Source organism: Arthrobacter methylotrophus (assembly GCF_039539965.1).
GTDB lineage: Bacteria > Actinomycetota > Actinomycetes > Actinomycetales > Micrococcaceae > Arthrobacter > Arthrobacter methylotrophus.
On record NZ_BAABED010000001.1, the window covers coordinates 2222430 to 2245096 of the forward strand.

Genomic DNA, 22667 nt, shown 5'->3' on the forward strand with positions numbered 1-22667 from the left:
GAATCATGAGTAGCCTATCCATGTGGAAGATCTCTTTGGTGCCGGCGCGGACAACGACGACGACGCCGGCAGCCGGGCGACGGACCCGGACCGTTCCGGGGCAGGGCGCACGGCGTCGCCGCGCAGCCCCCTGGCCGTCCGGATGAGGCCGCGAACGCTGGACGACGTCGTGGGCCAGCAGCATTTGCTGGGCCACGGGTCGCCCTTGCGGCAGCTCGCCGCCGGAGCTGACGCCGCCGGCCCCGCCGGTCCCAGCTCAGTCATCCTGTGGGGACCGCCAGGAACAGGAAAGACAACGCTGGCACACGTCATCGCCCGCGGACCGGGCAGGAAGTTCGTGGAATTGTCCGCCATCACCGCCGGTGTCAAGGATGTCCGGCTCGTCATGGAAAATGCGTTGACTGCACGGGATCTTTACCGGACCACCACCGTGCTGTTCCTCGATGAGATCCACCGCTTCAACAAAGCCCAACAGGACGCCCTGCTTCCCGGAGTCGAGAAGGGCTGGGTGGTGCTGGTCGCAGCCACCACGGAAAACCCCTCGTTCTCGGTGGTTTCGCCGCTGCTGTCGCGGTCATTGCTGCTTACTCTCAAGCCGCTCACGGGCGGTGACATCGAAGGGCTTCTGCAAAGGGCTGTTGCCGATGCCCGCGGCTTGGCCGGGGGAGTGCAGCTCACGCCCGAAGCCCTCGAGCATTTGGTCCGGTTGTCCGGTGGAGATGCCCGCCGTGCGCTCACGGCCCTTGAGGCCGCTGCCGGGGTGGCCTACGGAGACCGCACCAACGACGGCGGCGACGCTTCCGAAGACGCGTCCGAAGAGGCAAGACTGGCGGGCGACGACGCTCCGGAGCTTCCAGTGCGCGTCGAGCTCCGCCATACGGAGCGGGCCCTGGATGTGGCCGCAGTTCGATACGACCGGGCGGGCGACCAGCACTACGACGTCGCCAGCGCGTTTATCAAGTCGATCCGCGGCTCCGACGTCGACGCGGCCCTCCACTACCTGGCCCGTATGCTCGAAGCAGGCGAGGATCCGCGCTTCGTGGCCCGCCGCATCGTTATCTCTGCGGCCGAGGACATCGGAATGGCAGATCCCACGGCACTACAGACCGCCGTCGCCGCTGCCCAGGCCGTACAACTCATCGGCATGCCCGAGGGCCGGATCATCCTCGCCGAAGCCGTGGTGCATTTGGCAACGGCGCCCAAGTCCAACGCCGCTTACATGGGCATCAACAAGGCCGTCGCCGATGTGCGCGCCGGCATGGGAATCGGGATTCCGGCGCACCTGCGCGACGCCCACTACCAGGGCGCGAAGGGACTTGGCCATGGACAGGGCTACCAATACGCCCATGATGCCCCGCACGGCGTTGCCACCCAGCAATATGCTCCGGATGATTTGGTGGGCAGGGACTATTACGAGCCCACAGCGAACGGCGCGGAACGGGACATTGCTCCCAGGCTTGAGCGACTACGCAGGATCATCCGGGGCACTTAGCCGTCATGGTAGGCTAGATGCTTGTCTGGCAAGGCACGGAGGCACAATCCTTCAGAACGTAGCTTCTGATGTTGTGCCCTGCGCCCCGTAGCAAAAGGCAGCGGTTGGCCGATGCTCTCCCTCATGGAGGCCAGTAACACTGACACACCGCAGATATTGGAAGGACACAAGTGGCTAACAACACTCGTGCTCGCCGTACCGCACGTCTTTCGCGTGCACTCGGCATCGCTCTGACTCCCAAGGCCGCCAAGTACATGGAGCGCCGTCCGTACGGCCCCGGTGAGCATGGCCGTGCCCGCAAGAAGCAGGACTCTGACTACGCTGTACGTCTGCGCGAAAAGCAGCGTCTGCGCGCCCAGTACGGCATCCGCGAAGCCCAGATGACCCGTGCCTTCGAAGAAGCACGCCGCACCAAGGGCCTGACCGGTGAGAACCTGATCGAGCTGCTCGAAATGCGTCTCGACGCCCTCGTGCTGCGTGCCGGCTTCGCCCGCACCATCGCCCAGGCCCGCCAGCTGGTTGTGCACCGCCACATCCTTGTTGATGGCATTCGCGTGGACCGCCCGTCATTCCGCGTTGCGGAAGGCCAGCTCATCCACGTTCACAGCCGCAGCGAAGTCATGGCTCCGTTCCAGGTTGCAGCTGCCGGCGCACACGTCTTGAACGTCGTTCCGGCTTACCTGGACGTCAAGATCGACGCCCTCCAGGCTCGCCTGGTTCGCCGCCCGAAGCGCTCTGAGGTCCCCGTGACCTGCGAAGAGCAGCTCGTCGTCGAATTCTACGCTCGCTAAATTCCAGCGCGCATACAAAGAAGCCCGTGGCACGCGCCGCGGGCTTCTTTGTATGTAAGGTACTTGGGGAAGCCACGCCGGGGGTGCTTGCGCAGACCCGCAAGGAGAACTGCACCGTGCGTCCACCGCTACGCAACAAATGCTAGGAGATGAGTGTCCATGACTGGTGGCGATATTGCAGGCCTGATCGCGGCCGGAGTTTTCGCGCTCCTTGTGCTGCTGTTGGCTGTGCCGATCCTCAAACTTGGGCGCGTCTTTGACGAAGTCCGCACTTCCATCCGCTCTTTGAGCGACGGAGCGACGCCCCTGATGGACGAAGTCACAGCGACCGTTTCCACCACGAACCAGCAGCTGAAGAAGGTGGATGGCATCACCTCCAACGTCTCTGATGCCTCCGCCAACATCTCGGCGTTGTCCTCGCTGGTGGCAGCGACGGTCGGTTCGCCCCTTATCAAGGTGGCTGCGTTCAGCTACGGAGTGCGTTCGGCCTTTGCCAACCGCCGCAAACCGGGCAGCGGCCGTCGCAGCCGCTGAATCCGTTCGTCAATCTCGGCCTTCGTACGTCAGGAATATTGTGAAAAGAATCGTCTGGATGGGGATCGGTATGGCAATCGGTGTCATCGCCTTCCGCAAGTTCACCGAAGCACGGGCCAATATCGGACCCGACGGCCTGAACCGCGCCGTAACTCGCCTGGCTGATGGTGTGTACGACTTTGCCGACGCCGTGCGAGCCGGAATGAGTGAACGCGAGGGCGAGCTCCGGGCCGCACTCGGCGTCAACGGGCCGGACGCCGATAGGCGCTAGCAGCCGGGGTACAAGCTGCCGCGGTTCGCCCAAGCGGCCGTCAACAGGGCAGAATTAGAAGCTGCGGCAATGGCACATGCCAGAACCGCGCACAAACTCATGTGCAGTGAATTGAGAAGGGTAAGTAATCAGCTAATGAAGTCGCAGGAGATCACCAAACGCTGGGTGGACTTTTTTGTCAGCAAGGGCCACACAGCCGTGCCCTCCGCGTCGCTCGTATCCAGCGACCCCTCCCTGCTTTTCACTGTGGCCGGTATGGTTCCCTTCATTCCTTACCTGACCGCCCGCGAAGAGCCGCCCTTCAAGCGCGCCACGAGCGTCCAGAAGTGCATCCGCACCGGGGACATCGAGGAAGTGGGCAAGACTGCCCGCCACGGCACGTTCTTCCAGATGTGCGGCAACTTCTCCTTCGGGGACTATTTCAAGGAAGACGCCATCAAGTTCGCCTTCGAACTGCTCACCAAGAGCGTCGACGACGGCGGCTACGGACTGGACGTCGACCGTCTCTGGGTGACTGTCTACGAAGAAGACGACGAAGCCCAGGAATTGTGGCTGAAGAACACCGGCATCCCGGCCGAGCGCATCCAGCGCATGGGCAAGGCCGACAATTATTGGTCCACGGGACAGCCCGGACCTGCCGGTCCGTGCTCGGAAATCTACTACGACCGCGGTCCTGCCTATGGTGCCGAGGGCGGCCCCATCGCGGATGAGAACCGCTATGTGGAGATCTGGAACCTGGTGTTCATGCAGTACCAGATCGACAACGTCCGCTCAAAGGTGGACTTCGACATCGTGGGCGAACTGCCCAAGAAGAACATCGACACAGGCCTCGGTATGGAGCGCCTCGCGATGATCCTGCAAGGCGTCGAGAACATGTATGAGACCGACCAGGTCCGTCCGGTCATCGACAAGGCCGCAGCGCTCTCCGGCAAGGAATACACTTCCGCCGAGTCCGCTGACGATCCACACCACACGGACGATGTCCGCATGCGGGTCGTCGGCGACCATATCCGTTCGGCCCTTATGCTGATCTCCGACGGCGTGTCCCCGTCCAATGAGGGCCGCGGCTACGTGCTGCGCCGGCTCATCCGACGTGCCGTCCGTGCCATGCGCCTCCTCGGCGTCGAAGAAGCCTGCCTCCCGCAGCTGCTTCCGGCATCACGCGACGCCATGAAAGGCGTGTACCCGGTGGTGGAGACCGACTTCGACCGCATCAGCCGTATCGCCTACGCCGAAGAGAGGGCTTTCCTCCGCACCATCGCTTCAGGTACTGCGCGCCTGGAGGAAGCCGTGGTGCTCTCTAAAGCCGCCGGTAAGCCGTTGTCCGGCGAAGATGCCTTCGCGCTCCATGACACGTACGGATTCCCGATCGATCTCACTCTCGAAATGGCCGAGGAAGCCGGGCTGAAGGTTGATGAGGCTGAATTCCGCAGCCTCATGCTGGAACAGCGTCAGCGCGCCCAGGCCGACGCCAAGTCCAAGAAGGGCGGGCACGCCGATGTCTCGGCCTTTCAGGAGCTCCTGGCAGAAGGTGCGACCGTCTTCACGGGCTACACCGAGTTGGAAGGCGAAGCCCGCGTCCGCGGCATCGTCAGTTCCGGAAAACGCGTCGCCCACGCTTCCACGGGCGACGAAATCGAGCTCGTGCTCAACGAAACTCCGTTCTACGCCGAGGCCGGTGGCCAGTCTGCCGACAAGGGACTTATCACCGGCGACGGCTTCGTCGTCGAGGTTCTCGACGTCCAGCGCCCCGTGAAGGGCCTGAGCGTCCACAAGGCGATCGTCCGCGAAGGGGAGATCGCCTCGGACGCCCTGGTGCGTGCCGCCGTCGACCGCGAGCGACGCCACGCTGCAGAACAGGCGCACACCGGCACCCACATCGTGCACGCGGCCTTGCACCAGATCCTTGGCCCGGAAGCCACCCAGCGTGGTTCTTTCAACAAGGCCGGCTACCTGCGCTTCGACTTCGCCTGGGGCGAGGGGCTGAGTCCAGCCACGAAGTCCGAGATTGAAGAAGTCTCAAACATCGCTATCCGGAACAACTTCCGGGTGGACACCAAAGTCATGGGGCTCGCTGAGGCCAAGGCATTGGGCGCCATGGCCCTGTTCGGAGAGAACTACGGCAGCGAGGTTCGCGTCGTGGAGATCGACGGCGCATGGTCCCGTGAACTCTGCGGTGGCACCCATGTGGCCAACACGTCCCTCATCGGAAGCCTCTCGCTGCTCGGCGAACAGTCTGTCGGTTCGGGAAACCGCCGCGTGGAAGCCTTTGTCGGCCTTGACGCCTTCCGGCACCTTGCTGCTGAGCGCGCCTTGGTCACAGAGCTCACTGAGATGCTCAAGGTTCCGTCGGGCCAGTTGGCGGACCGGATCTCCAGCACCCTGGCTAAACTCAAGGCGACCGAGAAAGAACTTGACCGCCTCCGGAAAGAACAGCTGACCGCAGCCGCGGCGAACCTCTTTGCCACAGCGCGGGATGCCGCCGGTGTTCGGGTAATCGCGCACGACGCCGGCCAGGTCGGGGGAGCGGACGACCTCCGCGGCCTCGCCATGGACCTGCGCAACCGGCTCGGCTCCGACGCGTCCACCGTGGCGGTGGCGGGTGTCAGCAACGACCGTCCCGTGATCATCGTGGCGACGAACGAAGCGGCCCGCGAAGCAGGCGTCAAGGCAGGCGCCCTTGTGCGGGTGGCTGCAGGAATACTCGGCGGCGGCGGTGGTGGCAAGGACGACGTCGCCCAAGGCGGCGGAACCGACCCCTCGAAGATCGCACCGGCCCTTGCGGCCGTTGTGGACGCGATCGCCAAGCGCTGATCTTGGAGGCCATTGCGAGCAACGACGACTACCCGCGGGGAACCAAGCTGGGGGTAGACGTCGGCACGGTCCGTGTGGGCGTTGCCATCTGTGATCCCGACGGGATCCTGGCTACGCCGTTCAAGACCGTGAGCCGGGACGCCAAGAAGAATTCCGATATCGGGGTCATTGTCCGGCAGGCTGCCGAGCTCGGCGCCGTCCAGATCTTCGTCGGCCTGCCTCGAACCATGAAGGGTGAGGAACACGCGTCCGCGGTCATGGCCAGCGACTACGCCGAGTTGCTCGCCGCCCACTTGCAGCGGCGCGGACTTGACGTTCCTGTCAACCTGGTTGACGAGCGGCTCAGTACCGTGACGGCTCACCGCAATCTCCATGAAGCTGGCATGAGCAGCAAAGATCATCGTAAAGTGGTGGATCAGGTTGCCGCTGCCGGAATTCTGCAGCACGCGATCGACATGCAAAAAGCCAGAGGTGCAGATGTAGGCAGGCGCGTGCAGGCGCCGTTGCCGCTCCAACACGTTGACGGTGCCACGGCGCCGCTGCAATCCTCCGACATTGATCCACACTCTCGAACGAGGGGAAGACAATCGTGAGCCCGGTCAACAACGACCCCTCCAACGACGCTTCAGAAGACCGCACCCGGCAGCTGACTCGTCGTGAAATCCGTGCCAGGGAACGCTTCCTGGAGACCCAAAACCAAGAAATACTTCCACCGCCCGTGCCGGTCCACGTTGAACCTGTAGCGGTACCGAAACCACAGCTGGCATACGTTCCGGACTACGCGTCGGCCGACTCGGAAGCGACCTCCCACGCCTCTGAGCTCCATGACGACGGAATCCAGGATGAATCCGTTCCTTCCGAAAGCTTGCCTCTCCAGGCCGAAGCGGCTCAGCACGCAGAAGACGCGCACCCGGAGACTGCCGAGCCCCACGACGTCGAGCACTTCGCCGCTGTTCCGGCCTACGAGGACGCGCATGGTGCAGAGTTCCACGATCCACATGCGCATGACGAAGTTTATGAGCACCACGATCCTGCCTTTGATTACGAACTCCACGACACGCATGACCCCCATGAACTCATGGCGTCCGCCACGCCTGCGCCAAAGGCTCCGTCGAAGAAAGTCCGCAGGCGGCGTCGCCTCGTCGCGCTCCTGCTCAGCCTCACAGTGTTCGTAGCAGCGGTCGCGATCGGGGCGCAGTTCCTGAAGCCACTTCTCGGGATGGACAAGGTCAGCGACTACCCCGGCCCGGGCACTGGTTCCGTCACCGTGACGGTCGCCCCAGGTTCCGGCCCCAAGCTGGTCGCGACCACGCTCCAGAGCCAGCACGTCATTGCCAACGCCGACACGTTCCTTGCTGCGTTCACTGCTGCCGGTGGTGAACTCTCACCCGGCGATTTCACTTTCCGCACGGAAATGAAGAACTCAGATGCAGTGAATGTGCTCCTCGGCAAGGATTCCTCCAAGGTCATGTACTTCGCGCTGAGTGCGGGGCTGCGCATCGGCGAGTCGCTCGATGCTATCTCCAAGGGCTCGGGTATCCCCGTCTCCGAGTTGAAGGCCCTCAGCGATTCGCCGGCCCAATTCGGCGTCCCCGCCCCGGCAAAAAATCTCGAAGGCTTCCTGGCACCGGGGGAGTACCGCTTCCCCCTCGGAACCTCCGCGAAGGACATCCTACAGAAGCTCGTCACCGCTACGACCGATGAGCTCAAGGCGCAGGGTGTCACTGATCCCGCCAGGCAGTACCAGATCATCACGGTCGCCAGCATCGTCCAGGCTGAAGGCGGCCAGGCCGACTACGGGAACGTGGCCGGGGCCATCTACAACAGGCTCAAGCCGGGCAACACTGAGACAAATGGCCTCATCCAGTCCGACGCAACCGTCACCTACGGCCTCGGTACCAAGACCTTCCACTTGACCGATGCCGAGAAGGCCGACAAGAGCAACCCCTACAACACCTACGCCAATGTGGGCCTGCCGGTTGGCCCGATCGGCTCGCCCGGCAAGACGGCAATCGATGCTGCAGCGAAGCCGACAGCCAACAACTACCTCTACTGGGTGACCATCAACCTGGACACCAAGGAGACGAAGTTCTCCAGCACGTTGGCGGAACACCTCAGGTACGTTGACCAATACAACCAATGGTGTGCCGCCAACGCCGGACGGTGCGTGTGAGCAGACGTGCCGCCGTCCTGGGGCACCCGATCAGCCACTCGAAGTCTCCGGCGCTCCACCGTGCGGCTTACGCGAAGCTGGGGCTCGACATCTACTACTCAGCGATCGACGTCACTGTCGAGCGGCTGCACGCCTTTATGGCGGACCTTGAGGACAGGGACAATTGGTGCGGCTTGTCGGTGACCATGCCGCTCAAAACCGCCATGGTGGACGAAGTCGACGAAGTCCGTGGGGCCGGTTTGCACCTGGGTGTCATCAATACGGTGTCGTTTGAAGCCACAGCGCACGGTGTGCGGCGGGTTGGCCACAACACGGATGTGGCCGGCATCGTGGAAGCTGTCCGGAATGCAGGGGGCCGGGCGCAGCCGAAGTCCGCTATTCTCGGCGGCGGCGGAACTTCCGCCGCGGCCATCGCGGCGCTGCGGGAGCTCGGTTCGCACCACGTTGATGTCTACGTGCGCGACACCGGACGTGCCGCCGAAGCGAAAGCCGCGGCTGCCGGCGTCGGGCTCTCTCTTCAACTCCGCCCCATGACTGAGGCGGCCGAGGGGATGGCGGGCGCCGATCTGGTGATCTCCACCCTTCCCCCGCGGGCGGCAGACAGCATTGCCGCGCAGCTCGGCAGGCTGTCCGACGGCGGGGCGGGTGTCCTGCTCGATGTCGCCTACGATCCGTGGCCCAGCCGCATCGCCGAAGCATGGCATTCACGGGGTGGGGTTGTGGTTCCTGGGCTCGAGATGTTGCTCTATCAAGCCGTGGAGCAAATCCGTTTGTTTTCCGGCGCTGACGTCACGGCCGATGTCATAGATGTGATGTGTGACTCAGTCGGGCTTCCCCGGCGGGTCTACTAAGGGCCTTACATGGCAGGATTGGATATATGTTGCGTTGGTTGACCGCCGGTGAATCCCATGGCCCGGCACTGCTCGGAATTGTTGAAGGCGTTCCCGCCGGTGTGGAACTCACCAGCGAGGAAATCCGTGACGCTTTGGCGCGCCGCCGTCTCGGATATGGCCGTGGCGCCCGGATGAAATTCGAGCAGGACGAAGTGAGCATCCTTGGCGGCGTGCGTCACGGCGTCACACAGGGCGGACCCGTCGCCATCCAGATCGGCAACACGGAATGGCCCAAATGGGAGCAGATCATGTCTGCCGACCCCGTGGACCCGGCGCTCCTTGCCGACCAGGCACGCAATGCGCCCCTGACCCGTCCGCGGCCGGGGCACGCGGACTTCACAGGCATGCAGAAGTACGGGTTTCCTGAGGCCCGCCCCGTTCTGGAACGGGCCAGCGCCCGGGAAACCGCCACACGAGTCGCGTTGGGCACTGTTGCCTCCCAATTCCTGAAGCAGCTCGGCATCGAGCTCGTCAGCCACACGGTCTCCATTGCGAGCGTCTCCGTGCCTGAGGGCCGTCCCCTGCCCGTGCCCTCCGACGTTTTGGCGCTCGACGCCGATCCTCTGCGTTGCTTCGACCGCGAGACCTCGAACGCCATGGTGGCCGAGGTTGACGCGGCACACAAGGAAGGCGAGACCCTCGGCGGTGTTGTCGAGGTTTTGGCCTACGGACTTCCCCCGGGACTGGGCAGCTACGTGCACTGGGACCGTCGCCTCGATTCCCGACTGGCTGCTGCCCTGATGGGAATCCAAGCCATCAAGGGCGTCGAAGTGGGCGATGGCTTCCTCACCGCCGCCCGCCGAGGCTCAGCCGCCCACGATGAGATAGTCAAGGACGACACCGGCCGGATCGTTCGCCAGACCAATCGGGCCGGCGGCATTGAAGGCGGCATGAGCATCGGCGAAGTCCTGCGTGTCCGCGCCGCCATGAAGCCCATCGCCACCGTCCCGCGCGCACTCAAGACCATCGACGTCAGCACTGGTGAAGCCGCCAAGGCCCATCACCAGCGCTCCGACGTTTGTGCCGTCCCGGCTGCGGGCGTCGTGGCCGAAGCCATGGTGGCCCTGGTACTCGCCGAAGCTGTTGCTGAGAAGTTCGGCGGGGACTCGGTCGCCGAAACCGCCCGGAACCTTCGGGGTTACCTGGACAGCATCCCGGCAACCCTGGACTCGGTCGGCCACTAGTGATCCCCAATACCTCGGGCGCCAGTGCCGGGCGTGCGATTGCCCTGGTGGGGCCGATGGCGGTTGGCAAGTCGGTCATTGGGCACCAGCTTTCGCAACAATTGGGCGTCCCGTTCGTGGACACCGACGCCGTCATTGTTGAACACCACGGAACCATCGCCGATATTTTCGCGGGTCGCGGAGAACACGCGTTCCGGGAGATCGAGGCCAGGACAGTTGCGCGGGCCATTGAAGCCGCGAACATCAGCGGTGCGGTTGTCTCGCTTGGCGGCGGAGCGGTACTGGACTCCGGCACGCAACAACTGTTGGGTGACTGCACGGTGGTCTACCTCGAATGTGATGCCGGGACTGTCGCCGAACGCATCGCCCGCAACACCGGCCGGCCGCTCCTTGCCGGCGACGCGATGGCCCGATGGGAGACCCTTTTTGCGGCCCGGCGCCCTGTCTACGAACGCCTGGCAGATATCGTCATCGACGTCCGGACTGGAACCGTGGCGGAAATCGCGCTCGACGTGGAGGAAGGACTGCGTGAATACGCGGCCTTGAAAGAGGAAGTGCAAAAGTGAGTAACGAAGCAACTGTCATCAAGGTCACTGGCCAGTCGGCCAACGAGAATTACGACGTCGTCATCGGACGAGGCCTCTTGGAGACCCTTCCCGCGAAGCTGGGGGAGCGCGTCAAGCGCGTCCTGGTGGTCCATCCACGGGCCCTGCGCCTTACGGGCGACACGGTCCGCGCTGAGCTGGAGGCTTCCGGATTCACCGCCGTCACGGCCGAGATCCCAGATGCTGAAGAAGGCAAGCATATCCAGGTTGCCGCTTTCTGCTGGCAGGTGCTTGGCCAGAATGACTTCACCCGCTCCGACGCCATTGTGGCGGTCGGCGGCGGTGCGGTCACCGATTTGGCTGGCTTCGTCGCCGCCACGTGGCTGCGCGGTGTCAAAGTCATCCACATGCCCACGAGCCTCCTCGGCATGGTGGACGCCTCCGTGGGCGGTAAGACCGGCATCAACACGGCCGAAGGAAAGAACTTGGTGGGTTCCTTCCACCCGCCCGCAGCTGTCTTGGCGGACCTGGACACGCTTCAGACGCTTCCCAAGAATGAGTTGATTTCGGGAATGGCGGAGGTCATCAAATGCGGTTTCATTGCTGATCCCGCCATCTTGGACCTCGTCGAGAACAAGCCGGAAGAGGTCACCGACCCCGGTTCGGCCGTGCTCCGCGAGCTCATCGAACGGGCCATTGCGGTCAAGGCGAAAGTGGTTTCCGAAGACCTCAAGGAATCCGGCCTGCGCGAAATCCTGAACTACGGCCACACCCTCGGCCACGCGATCGAGCTCGTGGAACGCTACTCCTGGCGCCATGGAGCAGCGGTCTCTGTGGGCATGATGTTCGCGGCCGAGCTCGCCCGCAGCGTCGGTAGGCTTTCCGAGGTCGACGCCGACCGGCACCGCACCATCCTCGAGGGACTTGGGTTGCCTGTCAGCTACCGCCGGGACCGCTGGCAGGGCCTGCTCGACGGAATGCGTCGTGACAAGAAGTCGCGCGGCGACCTTCTGCGTTTCGTGGTGCTCGACGGCGTGGCCAAGCCTGGAATCCTCGACGTTCCGGACACATCGCTCCTTTTCGCTGCCTACCAGGAGATCGCATCATGACGACCGAAACGTTCAGCAGCATCAGCGATTGGCCCACGGGCGGCTTTCCCGGTGTGCGCATCAACCCGGACACGCTCCTGCCAGCCATCGTCAACGAGGAAGCCATGCATTCCGCGTTGGCCGAGTCCGCCGATCCAGCCGACCGGATCATGGCCCTCATGCTCGAAGGACACCCGGGTGAAGCTGCGGAGTTGCTCGCGGAGGCCCGTTACAACGCCCCCGAGTGCTTCAATCTGCGGATTATCGAAGCCGAACTGCACCGCGCCACGGGCCGCTTCGACCGCGCCGTGGAGCTCTTCCGCCAGCTCCTCGCGGAGGTCCACGGAACCGTCAGGGAGCCAATCGTCCAGCAGTATCTGGGGCGGGCGTATTTCGTAGCCGGAAATCCGGTCGCCGCGGCGGAGTCGTTCAACAAAGCCTTGAACCTGCGCGTCGCCCAGGCAGCCGACGCTTCACTGATCTATTCCTCTGCTGTGGCCCTTCAGCGCGCCCGGTACGTCCTCGAATTCGCGTCCTAGGCGGGCTCGCCGCCTGGACAATCTCCCGCTTGGACATGGGCCGCTGCAGCCGGAGTGCTTTTTGCCGGTAGAATGGTCTTTGGATTTTTGATAAATACGCGCTGGCGGCCGTCAAGGCATGCCTGCTTGGCATAATCGGCTGGAACCCAGCGAGCGTAGCTAGAACCAGTGAGAGAAACCAGAGGATACTAGTGGCAACCACAAATGACATCAAGAACGGAACGGTGCTGAAGCTCGAGGGCCAGCTCTGGAACATCATTGAGTTCCAGCACGTCAAGCCGGGCAAGGGCGGCGCGTTCGTGCGGACCAAGATGCGCAACGTTATGTCGGGCAAGGTGGTGGACAAGACCTTCAACGCCGGCCTCAAGATTGAAACCGCCACGGTGGATCGCCGCGATTACCAGTACTTGTACCAGGACGGTGCAGATTTCGTCTTCATGGATACCCAGGACTTCGACCAGATCACCGTTTCCGGTGCCACGGTTGGCGATGCCACCAACTTCATGTTGGAAAACCAGATGGTCAACATCGCCATCCACGAGGGCACCCCGCTCTACATTGAACTACCCCCGAGCGTGGTCCTCGAAATCACGTACACCGAGCCGGGCCTGCAGGGCGACCGCTCCTCCGCCGGAACCAAGCCGGCCACTCTTGAGACCGGCTACGAGATCCAGGTGCCCCTGTTCGTTGAGAACAACACCAAGGTCAAGGTCGACACCCGCGACGGCAGCTACCTGGGCCGGGTCAACGACTAGTGAGCGCCCGTGGCAAGGCCCGCACAAGGGCCCTCGAAGTACTGTTCGAAGCGGAGCAGCGTTCCGCCTCCGCGTTCGAGGTCTTGAAGGCCCGCAGGGAAATGACCGATCTCGTGGTCAACCCGTACACAACGGACATCGTGGAGGGCGTGGTTTCCATGCAGCCCACTATCGACGAATTCCTGCAGACCTACGCGCAAGGCTGGACCTTGGAGCGGATGCCCGCCGTTGACCGCATCATCTTGCGTATCGGCGCTTGGGAACTTCTCTACAACGACGACGTCCCGGACGGTGTCGCGGTCAGCGAAGCCGTGGCACTGGCCAAGACCATGTCCACCGACGAATCGCCCGCGTTCATCAATGGCCTCCTCGGCCGCCTGCAGACGCTGAAGCCTTCCCTGCTCGCCTAGGCGGCGCAGAAAGCACACGCAGGGCCGGTGGCCGCAGGAAACTGTGGGCACCGGCCCTGCGTTTTGCGCCGGCCGTGATGGGAACTCCGCCAATGCCGGCGCATGTGAGCTAAAACGCATCCTCGGCGCCCCCGGGCGCGTCGGACCGGCGTCGCCCCTGTGGTAATTTTGAAGGGCAAATGTTCCTTTTTTAATTCCGTCCCGTGAGGCGGGGAAAGGGGAGACGAGCGTTGACTGAAGTCACTGCACCGGTGCCGTCCCGGGTTGTCCTCAACCATGCGGATATCGACCGTGCTCTCACTCGTATCGCCCACGAGATCCTCGAAGCCAACAAGGGCTCCCAGGATTTGGTTCTTTTAGGCATCCCACGCCGCGGCTATCCGCTGGCCGTGCGGCTGGCAGACAAGATCGCCTCCGCAGATCCGTCCGTCAATGCCTCGGCCATTGTCGGCCAGCTGGACGTCACCATGTTCCGTGACGATCTTTCACACCAGCCCGCCAGGCCGCCTTATCCCACGAGACTGCCGTTGTCCGGCATCGACAACAAGGTTGTTGTCCTGATCGATGACGTCCTGTACTCAGGCCGTACCATCCGGGCCGCCCTCGACGCCATCATCGATCTTGGCAGGCCGCGCATCGTCCGCCTTGCAGTCCTGGTTGACCGCGGCCACCGCGAACTCCCCATCCGCGCGGACCACGTAGGCAAGAACCTGCCAACGTCTTCCTCGGAAAAGGTCCGGGTCCACCTCGAGGAAATCGATTCGGTGGATGGCCGGCCCATCAATGAAGTAGTCATCGAGGCCGGCGCGTGAAACATTTACTCTCCACCGAGAACCTCAGCGCGGGCGACGCTATCCGGATCCTGGACACCGCGGAAGAGATGGCTGCAGTGGGGGACCGGGAGGTCAAGAAGCTGCCCGCCTTGCGTGGCCGGACCGTGGTCAACCTCTTCTTCGAGGACTCCACCCGCACCCGCATTTCCTTCGAGGCGGCGGCAAAGCGGCTTTCTGCCGACGTCATCAACTTTGCCGCCAAGGGTTCGTCGGTGTCCAAGGGCGAGTCGCTCAAAGACACCGCGCAGACCCTCGCAGCCATGGGGGCCGATGCCGTGGTCATCCGTCACTGGGCGTCCGGGGCGCCGCACCGCCTGGCGTCCACTGACTGGATCGACGCCGCGGTCATCAACGCCGGGGACGGCACCCATGAACACCCCACGCAGGCTCTCCTGGATGCGTTTACGATGCGTCGGCATTGGGCCAAACTCAAGGGCTCGGCGTCCACTGGCGCCGATCTCGCGGGCATGCGCGTAGCGATCGCGGGTGACGTCCTGCACTCCCGCGTCGCCCGTTCGAACGTGTGGCTGCTGCGCACGCTCGGCGCGGAAGTAACATTGGTGGCCCCGCCCACCTTGCTGCCGATCGGCGTCGAGCATTGGCCGTGCAAGGTCAGTTACAACCTCGACGAGACACTTGAGGCCGGTGTGGACGCGATGATGATGCTGCGCGTCCAGGGTGAGCGCATGAACGCATCCTTCTTTCCCTCCACGCGCGAGTATTCGCGCCGCTGGGGCTTCGACGATGCGCGCCTGCGCGCGCTCGACGACCTCGGCCTCAAGGACACCATCATCATGCACCCCGGCCCCATGAACCGCGGACTGGAGATTTCGTCCGCCGCCGCCGATTCACCCCGCTCCACCGTGCTGGCCCAGGTTCGCAACGGTGTATCCGTCCGGATGGCCGCCCTGTACTTGCTGCTTTCGGGGGATTCCCGTGAAGCCGCCAGCCCGCCGGGCACCGCCCGTTCCGACAAGGAGAACAACTGATGACCGAGACCGCACCAGGTACAGCAAGCGGCACCTATCTGATCCGCGGCGCGGCCATCCTGGGCGGCGGCGCCGAAGACCTGTTGATCCGCGAAGGAGTTATCGCCGAGCGTGGCACGGGCCTTTCCGCCGAAGGCGCCACCGTCATCGAAGCCGCTGGCCTCGTGGCACTTCCCGGCATGGTCGACATCCACACCCACTTGCGCGAGCCCGGTCGCGAAGACGCCGAAACGGTTGAAACGGGGACGCGCGCCGCAGCCCTTGGCGGCTACACAGCCGTACACGCCATGGCCAACAGCAACCCGGTGGCCGACACTGCCGGCGTCGTCGAGCAGGTCCACAGCTTGGGCCGCGCCTCGGGCTGGGTGGATGTCCGTCCGGTAGGTGCGGTCACAGTGGGACTTGCCGGCGAGCAGCTTGCCGAGCTCGGCGCCATGGCAGACTCGCGCGCCCAGGTCCGGGTCTTCTCCGACGACGGCATCTGCGTGCACGATCCCGTGCTCATGCGCCGGGCCCTGGAGTATGTGAAGGCGTTCGACGGCGTTGTCGCCCAACATGCGCAGGAACCCCGCCTTACTGCCGGAGCACAGATGAACGAGGGCACTGTCTCCGCGGTGCTCGGCCTTGCAGGGTGGCCTGCAGTGGCCGAGGAGAGCATCATCGCCCGCGATGTTCTGCTCGCCCAGCATGTGGGGTCCCGCCTGCACGTCTGCCACGTTTCCACGGCAGGATCCGTGGAGATCGTCCGCTGGGCCAAGGAACGCGGCATCAACGTCACCGCCGAGGTCACGCCCCACCACTTGCTGCTCACCGATGAGCTGGTCCGCAGCTACGACCCCGTCTACAAGGTCAACCCGCCGCTCCGCACCGATGCGGACGTCCAGGCGCTCCGAGCCGGGCTGGCCGACGGCACCATCGACGTCGTCGGAACGGACCACGCTCCGCATCCGAGCGAGCACAAGGAATGTGAATGGGCCCAGGCAGCCATGGGCATGACGGGACTGGAGACCGCCCTGTCGGTAGTCCAGGAAACCATGATCGAAACCGGGCTCATGACGTGGGCCGACTTCGCCCGCGTCACGTCCACGGTGCCCGCCGCCATTGGCCGCGTGACTGACCAAGGACGTCCGCTCGAGGCCGGTGAACCCGCCAATGTGATCCTCGTGGACCCGGCTGCCCGCTGGACAGTGGATCCACATAAGATGGCGACAATGGGCCGGAACTCACCCTTTGCGGGCAGGGAGCTGCCGGGCGCCGTCGTAGCCACGTTCTTCAAGGGCCACCCGACCGTACTGGATGGCAAGCTCAACACGCCATACCGCTACGCCGCGGATTCTTCCGGCACAGGCAGCAGCAACTGATGGACAAGATCGCATCCTTGCTCATTGTCGTCGTCCTAGCTGCGCTTGCCGCGGGGCTCATAGCGAAAGGCTGGCGCAGCCGGCTCAAACGGCAGGCCAGCCTCGGGCAACTTCCGGATGTGCCCGAACTACTCAGTCCAGCGGTGCTTGTGACGGAGGGACAGTATGTGGCCACGACGACGGCGGGAGACTGGCTCGACCGGATCGCCGTCCACGGGCTGGGCTTCCGTGGGAACGCGGAAGTGAGTGTCCATCCGGAAGGCGTCTTGTTCGACCGCACCGGGACAGGACCATTGTTCGTTCCGGCGGGCGCCGTGTCCGATTGCCATAGTGCCAACGGAATGGCCGGCAAGTTTGTAGAAAAGGACGGACTCGTGGTCTTGAGCTGGATGCTCGGGGAACGTGAGCTCGATACCGGATTCAGGACCAGGCACGCCTCAGACAAGCAGCCGCTCCTCGAAGCGCTTGAAGATTTGATTTCTGCAGCCCCCCAGGCAGATGCCGATAGTGGAAAGTAACAAAGTGACGGATAGCAATGCAGTAGAAGGCACAGTGACAGGCAATACCACCCCCGTAGAATCCACCGCAGCGGTGCTGGTGCTCGAAGACGGCCGCACGTTCCGCGGCCGCAGCTATGGCGCCACGGGCGTCGCCCTAGGCGAGGCGGTCTTCGCTACAGGCATGACCGGGTACCAGGAAACCATCACGGACCCCTCTTACGCCCGCCAATTGGTGGTCCAGACGGCTCCGCACATTGGGAACACCGGTGTGAACAAGGAAGACGCCGAGTCCCGCCGCATTTGGGTGGCCGGCTATGTGGTCCGCGACGCCGCACGCCGCCCCTCGAACTGGCGTTCTGAGCGATCTCTCGACTCTGAACTGGTTGAACAAGGCATCGTCGGCATCCAGGCCGTGGACACCCGCGCCATTACCCGGCACTTGCGCGAGCACAAGACCATGCGCGCGGGAATCTTCTCCGGCGAGGCAGCCAACGCCACTGATAAGGAGCTCCTGGACACGGTCCTCGCTAGCGCCCCGATGGAAGGCGCCCGCCTGGCCGAGGAAGTAAGCATCGATAAAGCGTATGTCGTGGAACCCGCAGACCACGGCTGGACGGGCGAAGCGAAGTTCAGCATCGCCGCGATCGACCTTGGCATCAAAGCCATGACTCCCACCCGCTTCGCTGAACGTGGCGTTCGCGTCCACGTGCTGCCAGCCACCGCCACGCTGGAAGACGTCAAGGCAGTCAATCCGGACGGCTTCTTCATGTCCAACGGTCCTGGCGACCCTGCCACCGCCGACGCCCAGGTGAAGCTGCTCCGTTCGGTGCTTGACGAGAAACTGCCATACTTCGGAATCTGCTTCGGCAACCAGATCCTGGGCCGGGCTCTCGGATTCGGCACCTACAAGCTCAAGTACGGCCACCGCGGTATCAACCAGCCGGTGATGGACCGCCGCACCGGGAAAGTCGAAATCACTTCGCAGAACCACGGCTTCGCCGTCGATGCACCCATGGACGGCGCCACCCTGGCTCCGGAAGAGCGCTTTGGCCGCGTCGAGGTCAGCCACGTCAGTCTCAACGACGACGTCGTCGAGGGACTTGCGTGCCTCGACATCCCGGCCTTCTCGGTCCAGTACCATCCCGAAGCCGCCGCCGGACCGCACGACGCCGCGTACCTCTTTGACCGCTTCATCGAGCTGATGGAGAGCACGAAGAACAGCCAGACCGTGCAGGCAGCCGACACTCAGACATCGAACTCCGCGAAGAACGAGGACACCAAGTAATGCCAAAGCGTACAGATCTCAAGAGCGTCCTGGTCATCGGTTCCGGCCCGATCGTCATCGGCCAGGCGGCTGAATTCGACTACTCCGGAACCCAGGCGCTGCGCGTGCTCAAAGAGGAGGGCCTGCGCGTCATCCTCGTGAACTCCAACCCGGCCACTATCATGACCGACCCCGAGTTCGCCGATGCCACCTACATCGAGCCCATCACTCCCGAGGTGGTCGAGAAGATCATCGCCAAGGAACGCCCGGACGCGATCCTGCCCACCCTGGGCGGCCAAACGGCCCTCAACACCGCCATCGCCTTGGACAAGAACGGTGTACTCGAGAAGTACAAGGTCGAACTCATCGGCGCCAACATTGCTGCAATCGAACTTGGCGAAGACCGCGAAAAATTCAAGGGCGTGGTGGAACGCTGCGGTGCCGAGTCGGCCCGCAGCCATATCATCCACACGATGGATGAGGCACTGACTGCGGCGGAAGACCTCGGCTACCCCATGGTTGTCCGCCCGTCCTTCACGATGGGCGGCTTGGGCTCGGGACTGGCGTACAACGAGGAGGACCTGCGCCGCATCGTGGGCCAAGGCCTGCAGTACAGCCCCACGTCCGAGGTCCTGCTGGAAGAAAGCATCCTCGGCTGGAAGGAATACGAGCTTGAGATGATGCGGGACAAGAACGACAACGTCGTTGTTGTCTGCTCCATCGAGAACTTCGACCCGGTAGGCGTCCACACGGGCGACTCGATCACCGTTGCTCCGGCGCTGACCTTGACTGACCGCGAGTACCAGCGGCTGCGGGACATCTCCATCGCCGTGATCCGCGAAGTCGGCGTCGACACTGGCGGTTGCAATATCCAGTTCGCCATCGAACCGGACACTGGCCGTGTGGTCGTCATCGAAATGAACCCGCGCGTTTCGCGTTCCTCGGCGCTGGCCTCCAAGGCTACGGGCTTCGCGATCGCAAAGATCGCTACCAAGCTCTCCCTTGGCTACACCCTCGATGAGATCCCGAACGACATCACCCAGAAGACTCCGGCGAGCTTCGAGCCGACGCTCGACTACGTCGTCGTCAAGGTTCCGCGCTTCGCGTTCGAAAAGTTCCCGGCCGCGGACAACACGTTGACCACCACCATGAAATCCGTGGGCGAAGCGATGGCCATGGGCCGAAACTTCACGGAAGCCTTGCAGAAGGCCCTCCGCTCCTTGGAGCAGAAGGGCTCGCAGCTGGACTTCAGCCACGTGCCCGAATGGGAAGTCCCGGAGCTGATCGAAAAGTCAAAGCGCCCGACGACGGACCGCCTCTATCAGGTCCAGCGCGCCTTGCTCGGTGGTGCTTCGGTGGAAGACCTTTACGCCGCCACGAAGATCGATCCGTGGTTCCTGGACCAGCTCCAGCTGCTCAACGAAACGTCCCAGGAGATCCGTTCGGCCGGCGCCCTGACCGAAGACATGTTGCGCCACGCCAAGCGCCATGGCTTCTCGGACGAGCAGATCGGTCTCTTGACCCACAATCCGGAAGCTGTGGTCCGCGGCGTCCGCCAGGCCCTCGGCATCCGCCCGGTCTACAAGACCGTGGACACTTGTGCCGCTGAATTCGCCGCGTACACCCCTTACCACTATTCGGCGTACGACGAAGAGGACGAGGTTGGCCTGCACTCCAAGCCGTCCATTATCATTCTGGGTTCCGGTCCCAACCGCATCGGTCAGGGCATCGAGTTCGATTACTCCTGCGTCCACGCCTCCATGGCGCTGCGCAAGGCCGGCTACGAGACCGTCATGGTCAACTGCAACCCGGAGACTGTCTCCACGGACTACGACGTCTCCACTCGCCTCTACTTCGAACCGCTGACCCTGGAGGACGTTCTCGAGGTCATCGCGGCAGAGGAGCGGACCGGCGGTGTCATGGGCGTGTTCGTGCAGCTCGGCGGCCAGACCCCGCTCAAGCTCGCACAGCAGTTGGCGGATGCAGGCGTGCCGATCCTGGGCACCTCGCCCGAAGCGATCGACCTCGCCGAACACCGCGGCATGTTCTCCCTCGTGCTGGACCGTGCCGGCCTGATCGCCCCGAAGAACGGCACCGCGGTGTCCTTCGAGGATGCGAAGAAGATCGCTGACGAAATCGGCTACCCCGTCCTGGTCCGCCCGTCCTACGTGCTTGGCGGCCGCGGAATGGAAATCGTCTATGACGAGCCCAACCTGTCGCGCTACATCGCCAATGCCACGGAAATCACGCCGGATCACCCGGTGCTGATCGATCGCTTTCTGGAGGACGCCGTCGAAATCGATGTGGACGCGCTCTTCGACGGTACGGACATGTACCTCGGCGGGATCATGGAGCACATCGAGGAAGCCGGCATCCACTCCGGTGACTCCGCTTGCGTGTTGCCCCCGATCACCCTCGGCAACAACGTCATCGAACGCGTGCGCACGGCTACCCGGGCCATCGCGGAAGGCGTCGGCGTGCGCGGCCTCATCAACATCCAGTTCGCGCTGGCCTCCGACGTTCTGTACGTGCTTGAAGCCAACCCGCGGGCTTCCCGCACCGTGCCGTTCGTCTCCAAGGCAACGGGCGTGCAAATGGCCAAGGCCGCTGCCCTGATCGGTACCGGCGTCACGATCAACCAGTTGCGCAGTGCCTACAAGATGTTGCCGGAAACGGGTGACGGCTCCAATCTTCCGCTGGACGCGCCCGTGTCAGTGAAGGAAGCCGTGCTGCCCTTCAGCCGTTTCCGGACGCCTGAGGGCAAAGTGGTGGACTCACTGCTTGGCCCTGAAATGCGCTCGACCGGCGAAGTCATGGGCATCGACAAGCACTTCGACACCGCCTTCGCCAAGAGCCAGGCAGCGGCTAACAACGCGCTGCCCACCGAAGGAAAGATCTTCGTCTCGGTGGCCAACCGGGACAAGCGTTCGGTCATCATGGGCGTCAAGCGCCTGTCCGATCTCGGCTTCGAGATTGTCTCCACGGGTGGCACCGCGGATGTCCTGCGCCGCAACGGCATCCAGGCCACCCCGGTCCGCAAGGTCGCAGAAGGCAGCAGCGCCGAAGGCGAAGGCACCATCGCAGACCTCATCATTGCCGGCGAGATCGACATGGTCTTCAACACCCCCTCCGGAGGCGAAGCCCGCAGCGACGGCTACGAACTCCGGGCGGCTGCTACGTCCATCGGCATCCCCTGCATCACCACGGTGGCGGAGTTCAATGCGGCGGTGCAGGCAATCGAGGCGCAGCGCACCTACGAATGGTCGGTGACCAGCCTGCAGGAGCATGCCGCGGCGCTGCTTGCGTCGCAAAAGGCAGCCACCGAGGCCGTCAATGCCTGAGTCTGCCGCAGCCCGGCAGCCGTTCGGCTCGCGGCTGGCTGCCGCCATGGCCGCACGCGGCCCCCTGTGTGTCGGTATCGACCCCCACCCGGCTCTCCTGGCGGACTGGGGATTGAACGACGACGTCGCCGGGCTGGAGCGTTTTTCGCTCACGGTGGTGGAGGCCGTGGCGGTCCTCGCTGCCGCGGTCAAGCCGCAAGTGGCGCTTTACGAGCGTCACGGTTCGGCAGGCATGGCTGTCCTGGAACGGACCCTCGCGGCGGCATCCGACGCCGGAGTGTTGAGCATCGCCGATGCCAAACGCGGAGACATCGGCTCCACGATGGCTGCCTATGCCGACGCTTGGCTGCGTGACGGATCGGCCTTGGCAGCGGACTCCGTCACCCTGAGCCCCTACCTGGGATTCGAGTCACTGCGGCCCGCGCTGGATCTCGCAGCCGAGTATGGCCGTGGGGTTTTTGTGCTCGCCTTGACGTCCAACCCCGAGGGCAAGTCAGTGCAGCATGTTGGCGGTTCCGAGTCCGTGGCCCGGCGGATCGTCGAGGCTGCGGCCGATGAGAACCGCCGCTATGCCGGAACCGTGGGCCCTGGGGGTCTGGGATCGGTCGGGCTCGTGGTAGGTGCCACGATCGGCGTAGCACTCACGGAACTTGGATTGGACCTCAATGCCGTTCACGGACCCATCCTGGCTCCGGGCCTGGGTGCCCAAGGAGCTACCCCGGCAGATTTGCGTGCCACCTTCGGTGACGCGTATCCGGCGGTCCTTGCGACGTCGAGCCGTGGAATCCTCGCCGCAGGTCCGACGATTTCCGGACTGCGCTCGGCCACCGAGGCCACCCGTGACGGCTTGTTGCAAGCCTGAGCGCAATCTTGGTGGGTCTGGTGCATTG

Annotated in this window: 21 protein-coding genes; all 21 read left to right on the forward strand. The window is 63.9% G+C overall.

Annotated features, from left to right (window positions below; genetic code table 11):
* The first annotated feature begins 22 nt into the window (after positions 1-22).
* Positions 23-1492, forward strand: a complete 1470-nt coding sequence (locus tag ABD884_RS11815) for a replication-associated recombination protein A (protein ID WP_345045953.1) — start codon at positions 23-25, stop codon at positions 1490-1492.
* Between the two features lie 170 nt (positions 1493-1662).
* A complete protein-coding gene (rpsD, locus tag ABD884_RS11820; protein WP_028267147.1) occupies positions 1663-2283 on the forward strand; it encodes a 30S ribosomal protein S4 in 621 nt (206 codons plus the stop codon).
* Between the two features lie 159 nt (positions 2284-2442).
* Positions 2443-2817, forward strand: coding sequence for a DUF948 domain-containing protein (locus ABD884_RS11825; RefSeq protein ID WP_345045961.1), 375 nt, complete (start codon positions 2443-2445; stop codon positions 2815-2817).
* A gap of 58 nt (positions 2818-2875) precedes the next feature.
* Positions 2876-3088 (forward strand): hypothetical protein, encoded by a 213-nt coding sequence (locus ABD884_RS11830; protein ID WP_345054749.1) that lies wholly within the window; start codon positions 2876-2878, stop codon positions 3086-3088.
* Between the two features lie 135 nt (positions 3089-3223).
* Entirely contained in the window at positions 3224-5902 is a 2679-nt protein-coding gene (gene alaS, locus ABD884_RS11835) for an alanine--tRNA ligase (RefSeq protein ID WP_345045963.1), read from the forward strand.
* Between the two features lie 2 nt (positions 5903-5904).
* Positions 5905-6495 carry a Holliday junction resolvase RuvX gene (ruvX, locus tag ABD884_RS11840; protein ID WP_345045967.1) on the forward strand — a complete coding sequence of 197 codons (591 nt, stop codon included), beginning with the start codon at positions 5905-5907 and terminating at the stop codon, positions 6493-6495.
* A complete protein-coding gene (gene mltG, locus ABD884_RS11845; RefSeq protein ID WP_345045971.1) occupies positions 6492-8075 on the forward strand; it encodes an endolytic transglycosylase MltG in 1584 nt (527 codons plus the stop codon). The genes ruvX and mltG overlap by 4 nt, the downstream gene beginning before the upstream one ends.
* On the forward strand, positions 8072-8926 hold the full coding sequence (locus tag ABD884_RS11850; RefSeq protein WP_345045975.1) for a shikimate dehydrogenase: 855 nt from the start codon (positions 8072-8074) through the stop codon (positions 8924-8926). The genes mltG and ABD884_RS11850 overlap by 4 nt, the downstream gene beginning before the upstream one ends.
* Before the next feature lie 26 nt (positions 8927-8952).
* Positions 8953-10152 (forward strand): chorismate synthase, encoded by a 1200-nt coding sequence (gene aroC / locus ABD884_RS11855; protein WP_345045978.1) that lies wholly within the window; start codon positions 8953-8955, stop codon positions 10150-10152.
* On the forward strand, positions 10152-10718 hold the full coding sequence (locus tag ABD884_RS11860; RefSeq protein ID WP_376954931.1) for a shikimate kinase: 567 nt from the start codon (positions 10152-10154) through the stop codon (positions 10716-10718). Before aroC ends, ABD884_RS11860 begins: the two co-directional genes overlap by 1 nt.
* Entirely contained in the window at positions 10715-11806 is a 1092-nt protein-coding gene (gene aroB / locus ABD884_RS11865) for a 3-dehydroquinate synthase (protein ID WP_028267138.1), read from the forward strand. Before ABD884_RS11860 ends, aroB begins: the two co-directional genes overlap by 4 nt.
* Positions 11803-12324 carry a tetratricopeptide repeat protein gene (locus ABD884_RS11870; protein ID WP_345045979.1) on the forward strand — a complete coding sequence of 174 codons (522 nt, stop codon included), beginning with the start codon at positions 11803-11805 and terminating at the stop codon, positions 12322-12324. Before aroB ends, ABD884_RS11870 begins: the two co-directional genes overlap by 4 nt.
* Positions 12325-12515: 191 nt before the next feature.
* Complete coding sequence (gene efp, locus ABD884_RS11875) at positions 12516-13079, forward strand: elongation factor P (protein WP_028267136.1); 564 nt, start codon at positions 12516-12518, stop codon at positions 13077-13079.
* On the forward strand, positions 13079-13489 hold the full coding sequence (gene nusB, locus ABD884_RS11880) for a transcription antitermination factor NusB (protein WP_028267135.1): 411 nt from the start codon (positions 13079-13081) through the stop codon (positions 13487-13489). Before efp ends, nusB begins: the two co-directional genes overlap by 1 nt.
* 230 nt (positions 13490-13719) lie before the next feature.
* The gene (gene pyrR, locus ABD884_RS11885; protein ID WP_028267134.1) at positions 13720-14301 is read left to right on the forward strand and encodes a bifunctional pyr operon transcriptional regulator/uracil phosphoribosyltransferase PyrR; all 582 of its coding nucleotides are present in this window, start codon (positions 13720-13722) and stop codon (positions 14299-14301) included.
* A complete protein-coding gene (locus ABD884_RS11890) occupies positions 14298-15311 on the forward strand; it encodes an aspartate carbamoyltransferase catalytic subunit (protein ID WP_345045980.1) in 1014 nt (337 codons plus the stop codon). The genes pyrR and ABD884_RS11890 overlap by 4 nt, the downstream gene beginning before the upstream one ends.
* On the forward strand, positions 15311-16672 hold the full coding sequence (locus ABD884_RS11895) for a dihydroorotase (RefSeq protein WP_345045981.1): 1362 nt from the start codon (positions 15311-15313) through the stop codon (positions 16670-16672). The genes ABD884_RS11890 and ABD884_RS11895 overlap by 1 nt, the downstream gene beginning before the upstream one ends.
* The gene (locus tag ABD884_RS11900; protein ID WP_345045982.1) at positions 16672-17190 is read left to right on the forward strand and encodes a PH-like domain-containing protein; all 519 of its coding nucleotides are present in this window, start codon (positions 16672-16674) and stop codon (positions 17188-17190) included. The genes ABD884_RS11895 and ABD884_RS11900 overlap by 1 nt, the downstream gene beginning before the upstream one ends.
* Positions 17171-18457, forward strand: a complete 1287-nt coding sequence (carA, locus tag ABD884_RS11905) for a glutamine-hydrolyzing carbamoyl-phosphate synthase small subunit (RefSeq protein WP_345045983.1) — start codon at positions 17171-17173, stop codon at positions 18455-18457. Before ABD884_RS11900 ends, carA begins: the two co-directional genes overlap by 20 nt.
* Positions 18457-21777, forward strand: a complete 3321-nt coding sequence (gene carB / locus ABD884_RS11910; protein WP_345045984.1) for a carbamoyl-phosphate synthase large subunit — start codon at positions 18457-18459, stop codon at positions 21775-21777. The genes carA and carB overlap by 1 nt, the downstream gene beginning before the upstream one ends.
* Entirely contained in the window at positions 21770-22639 is an 870-nt protein-coding gene (gene pyrF, locus ABD884_RS11915; RefSeq protein ID WP_345045985.1) for an orotidine-5'-phosphate decarboxylase, read from the forward strand. The genes carB and pyrF overlap by 8 nt, the downstream gene beginning before the upstream one ends.
* The last annotated feature ends 28 nt before the right edge of the window (positions 22640-22667 follow it).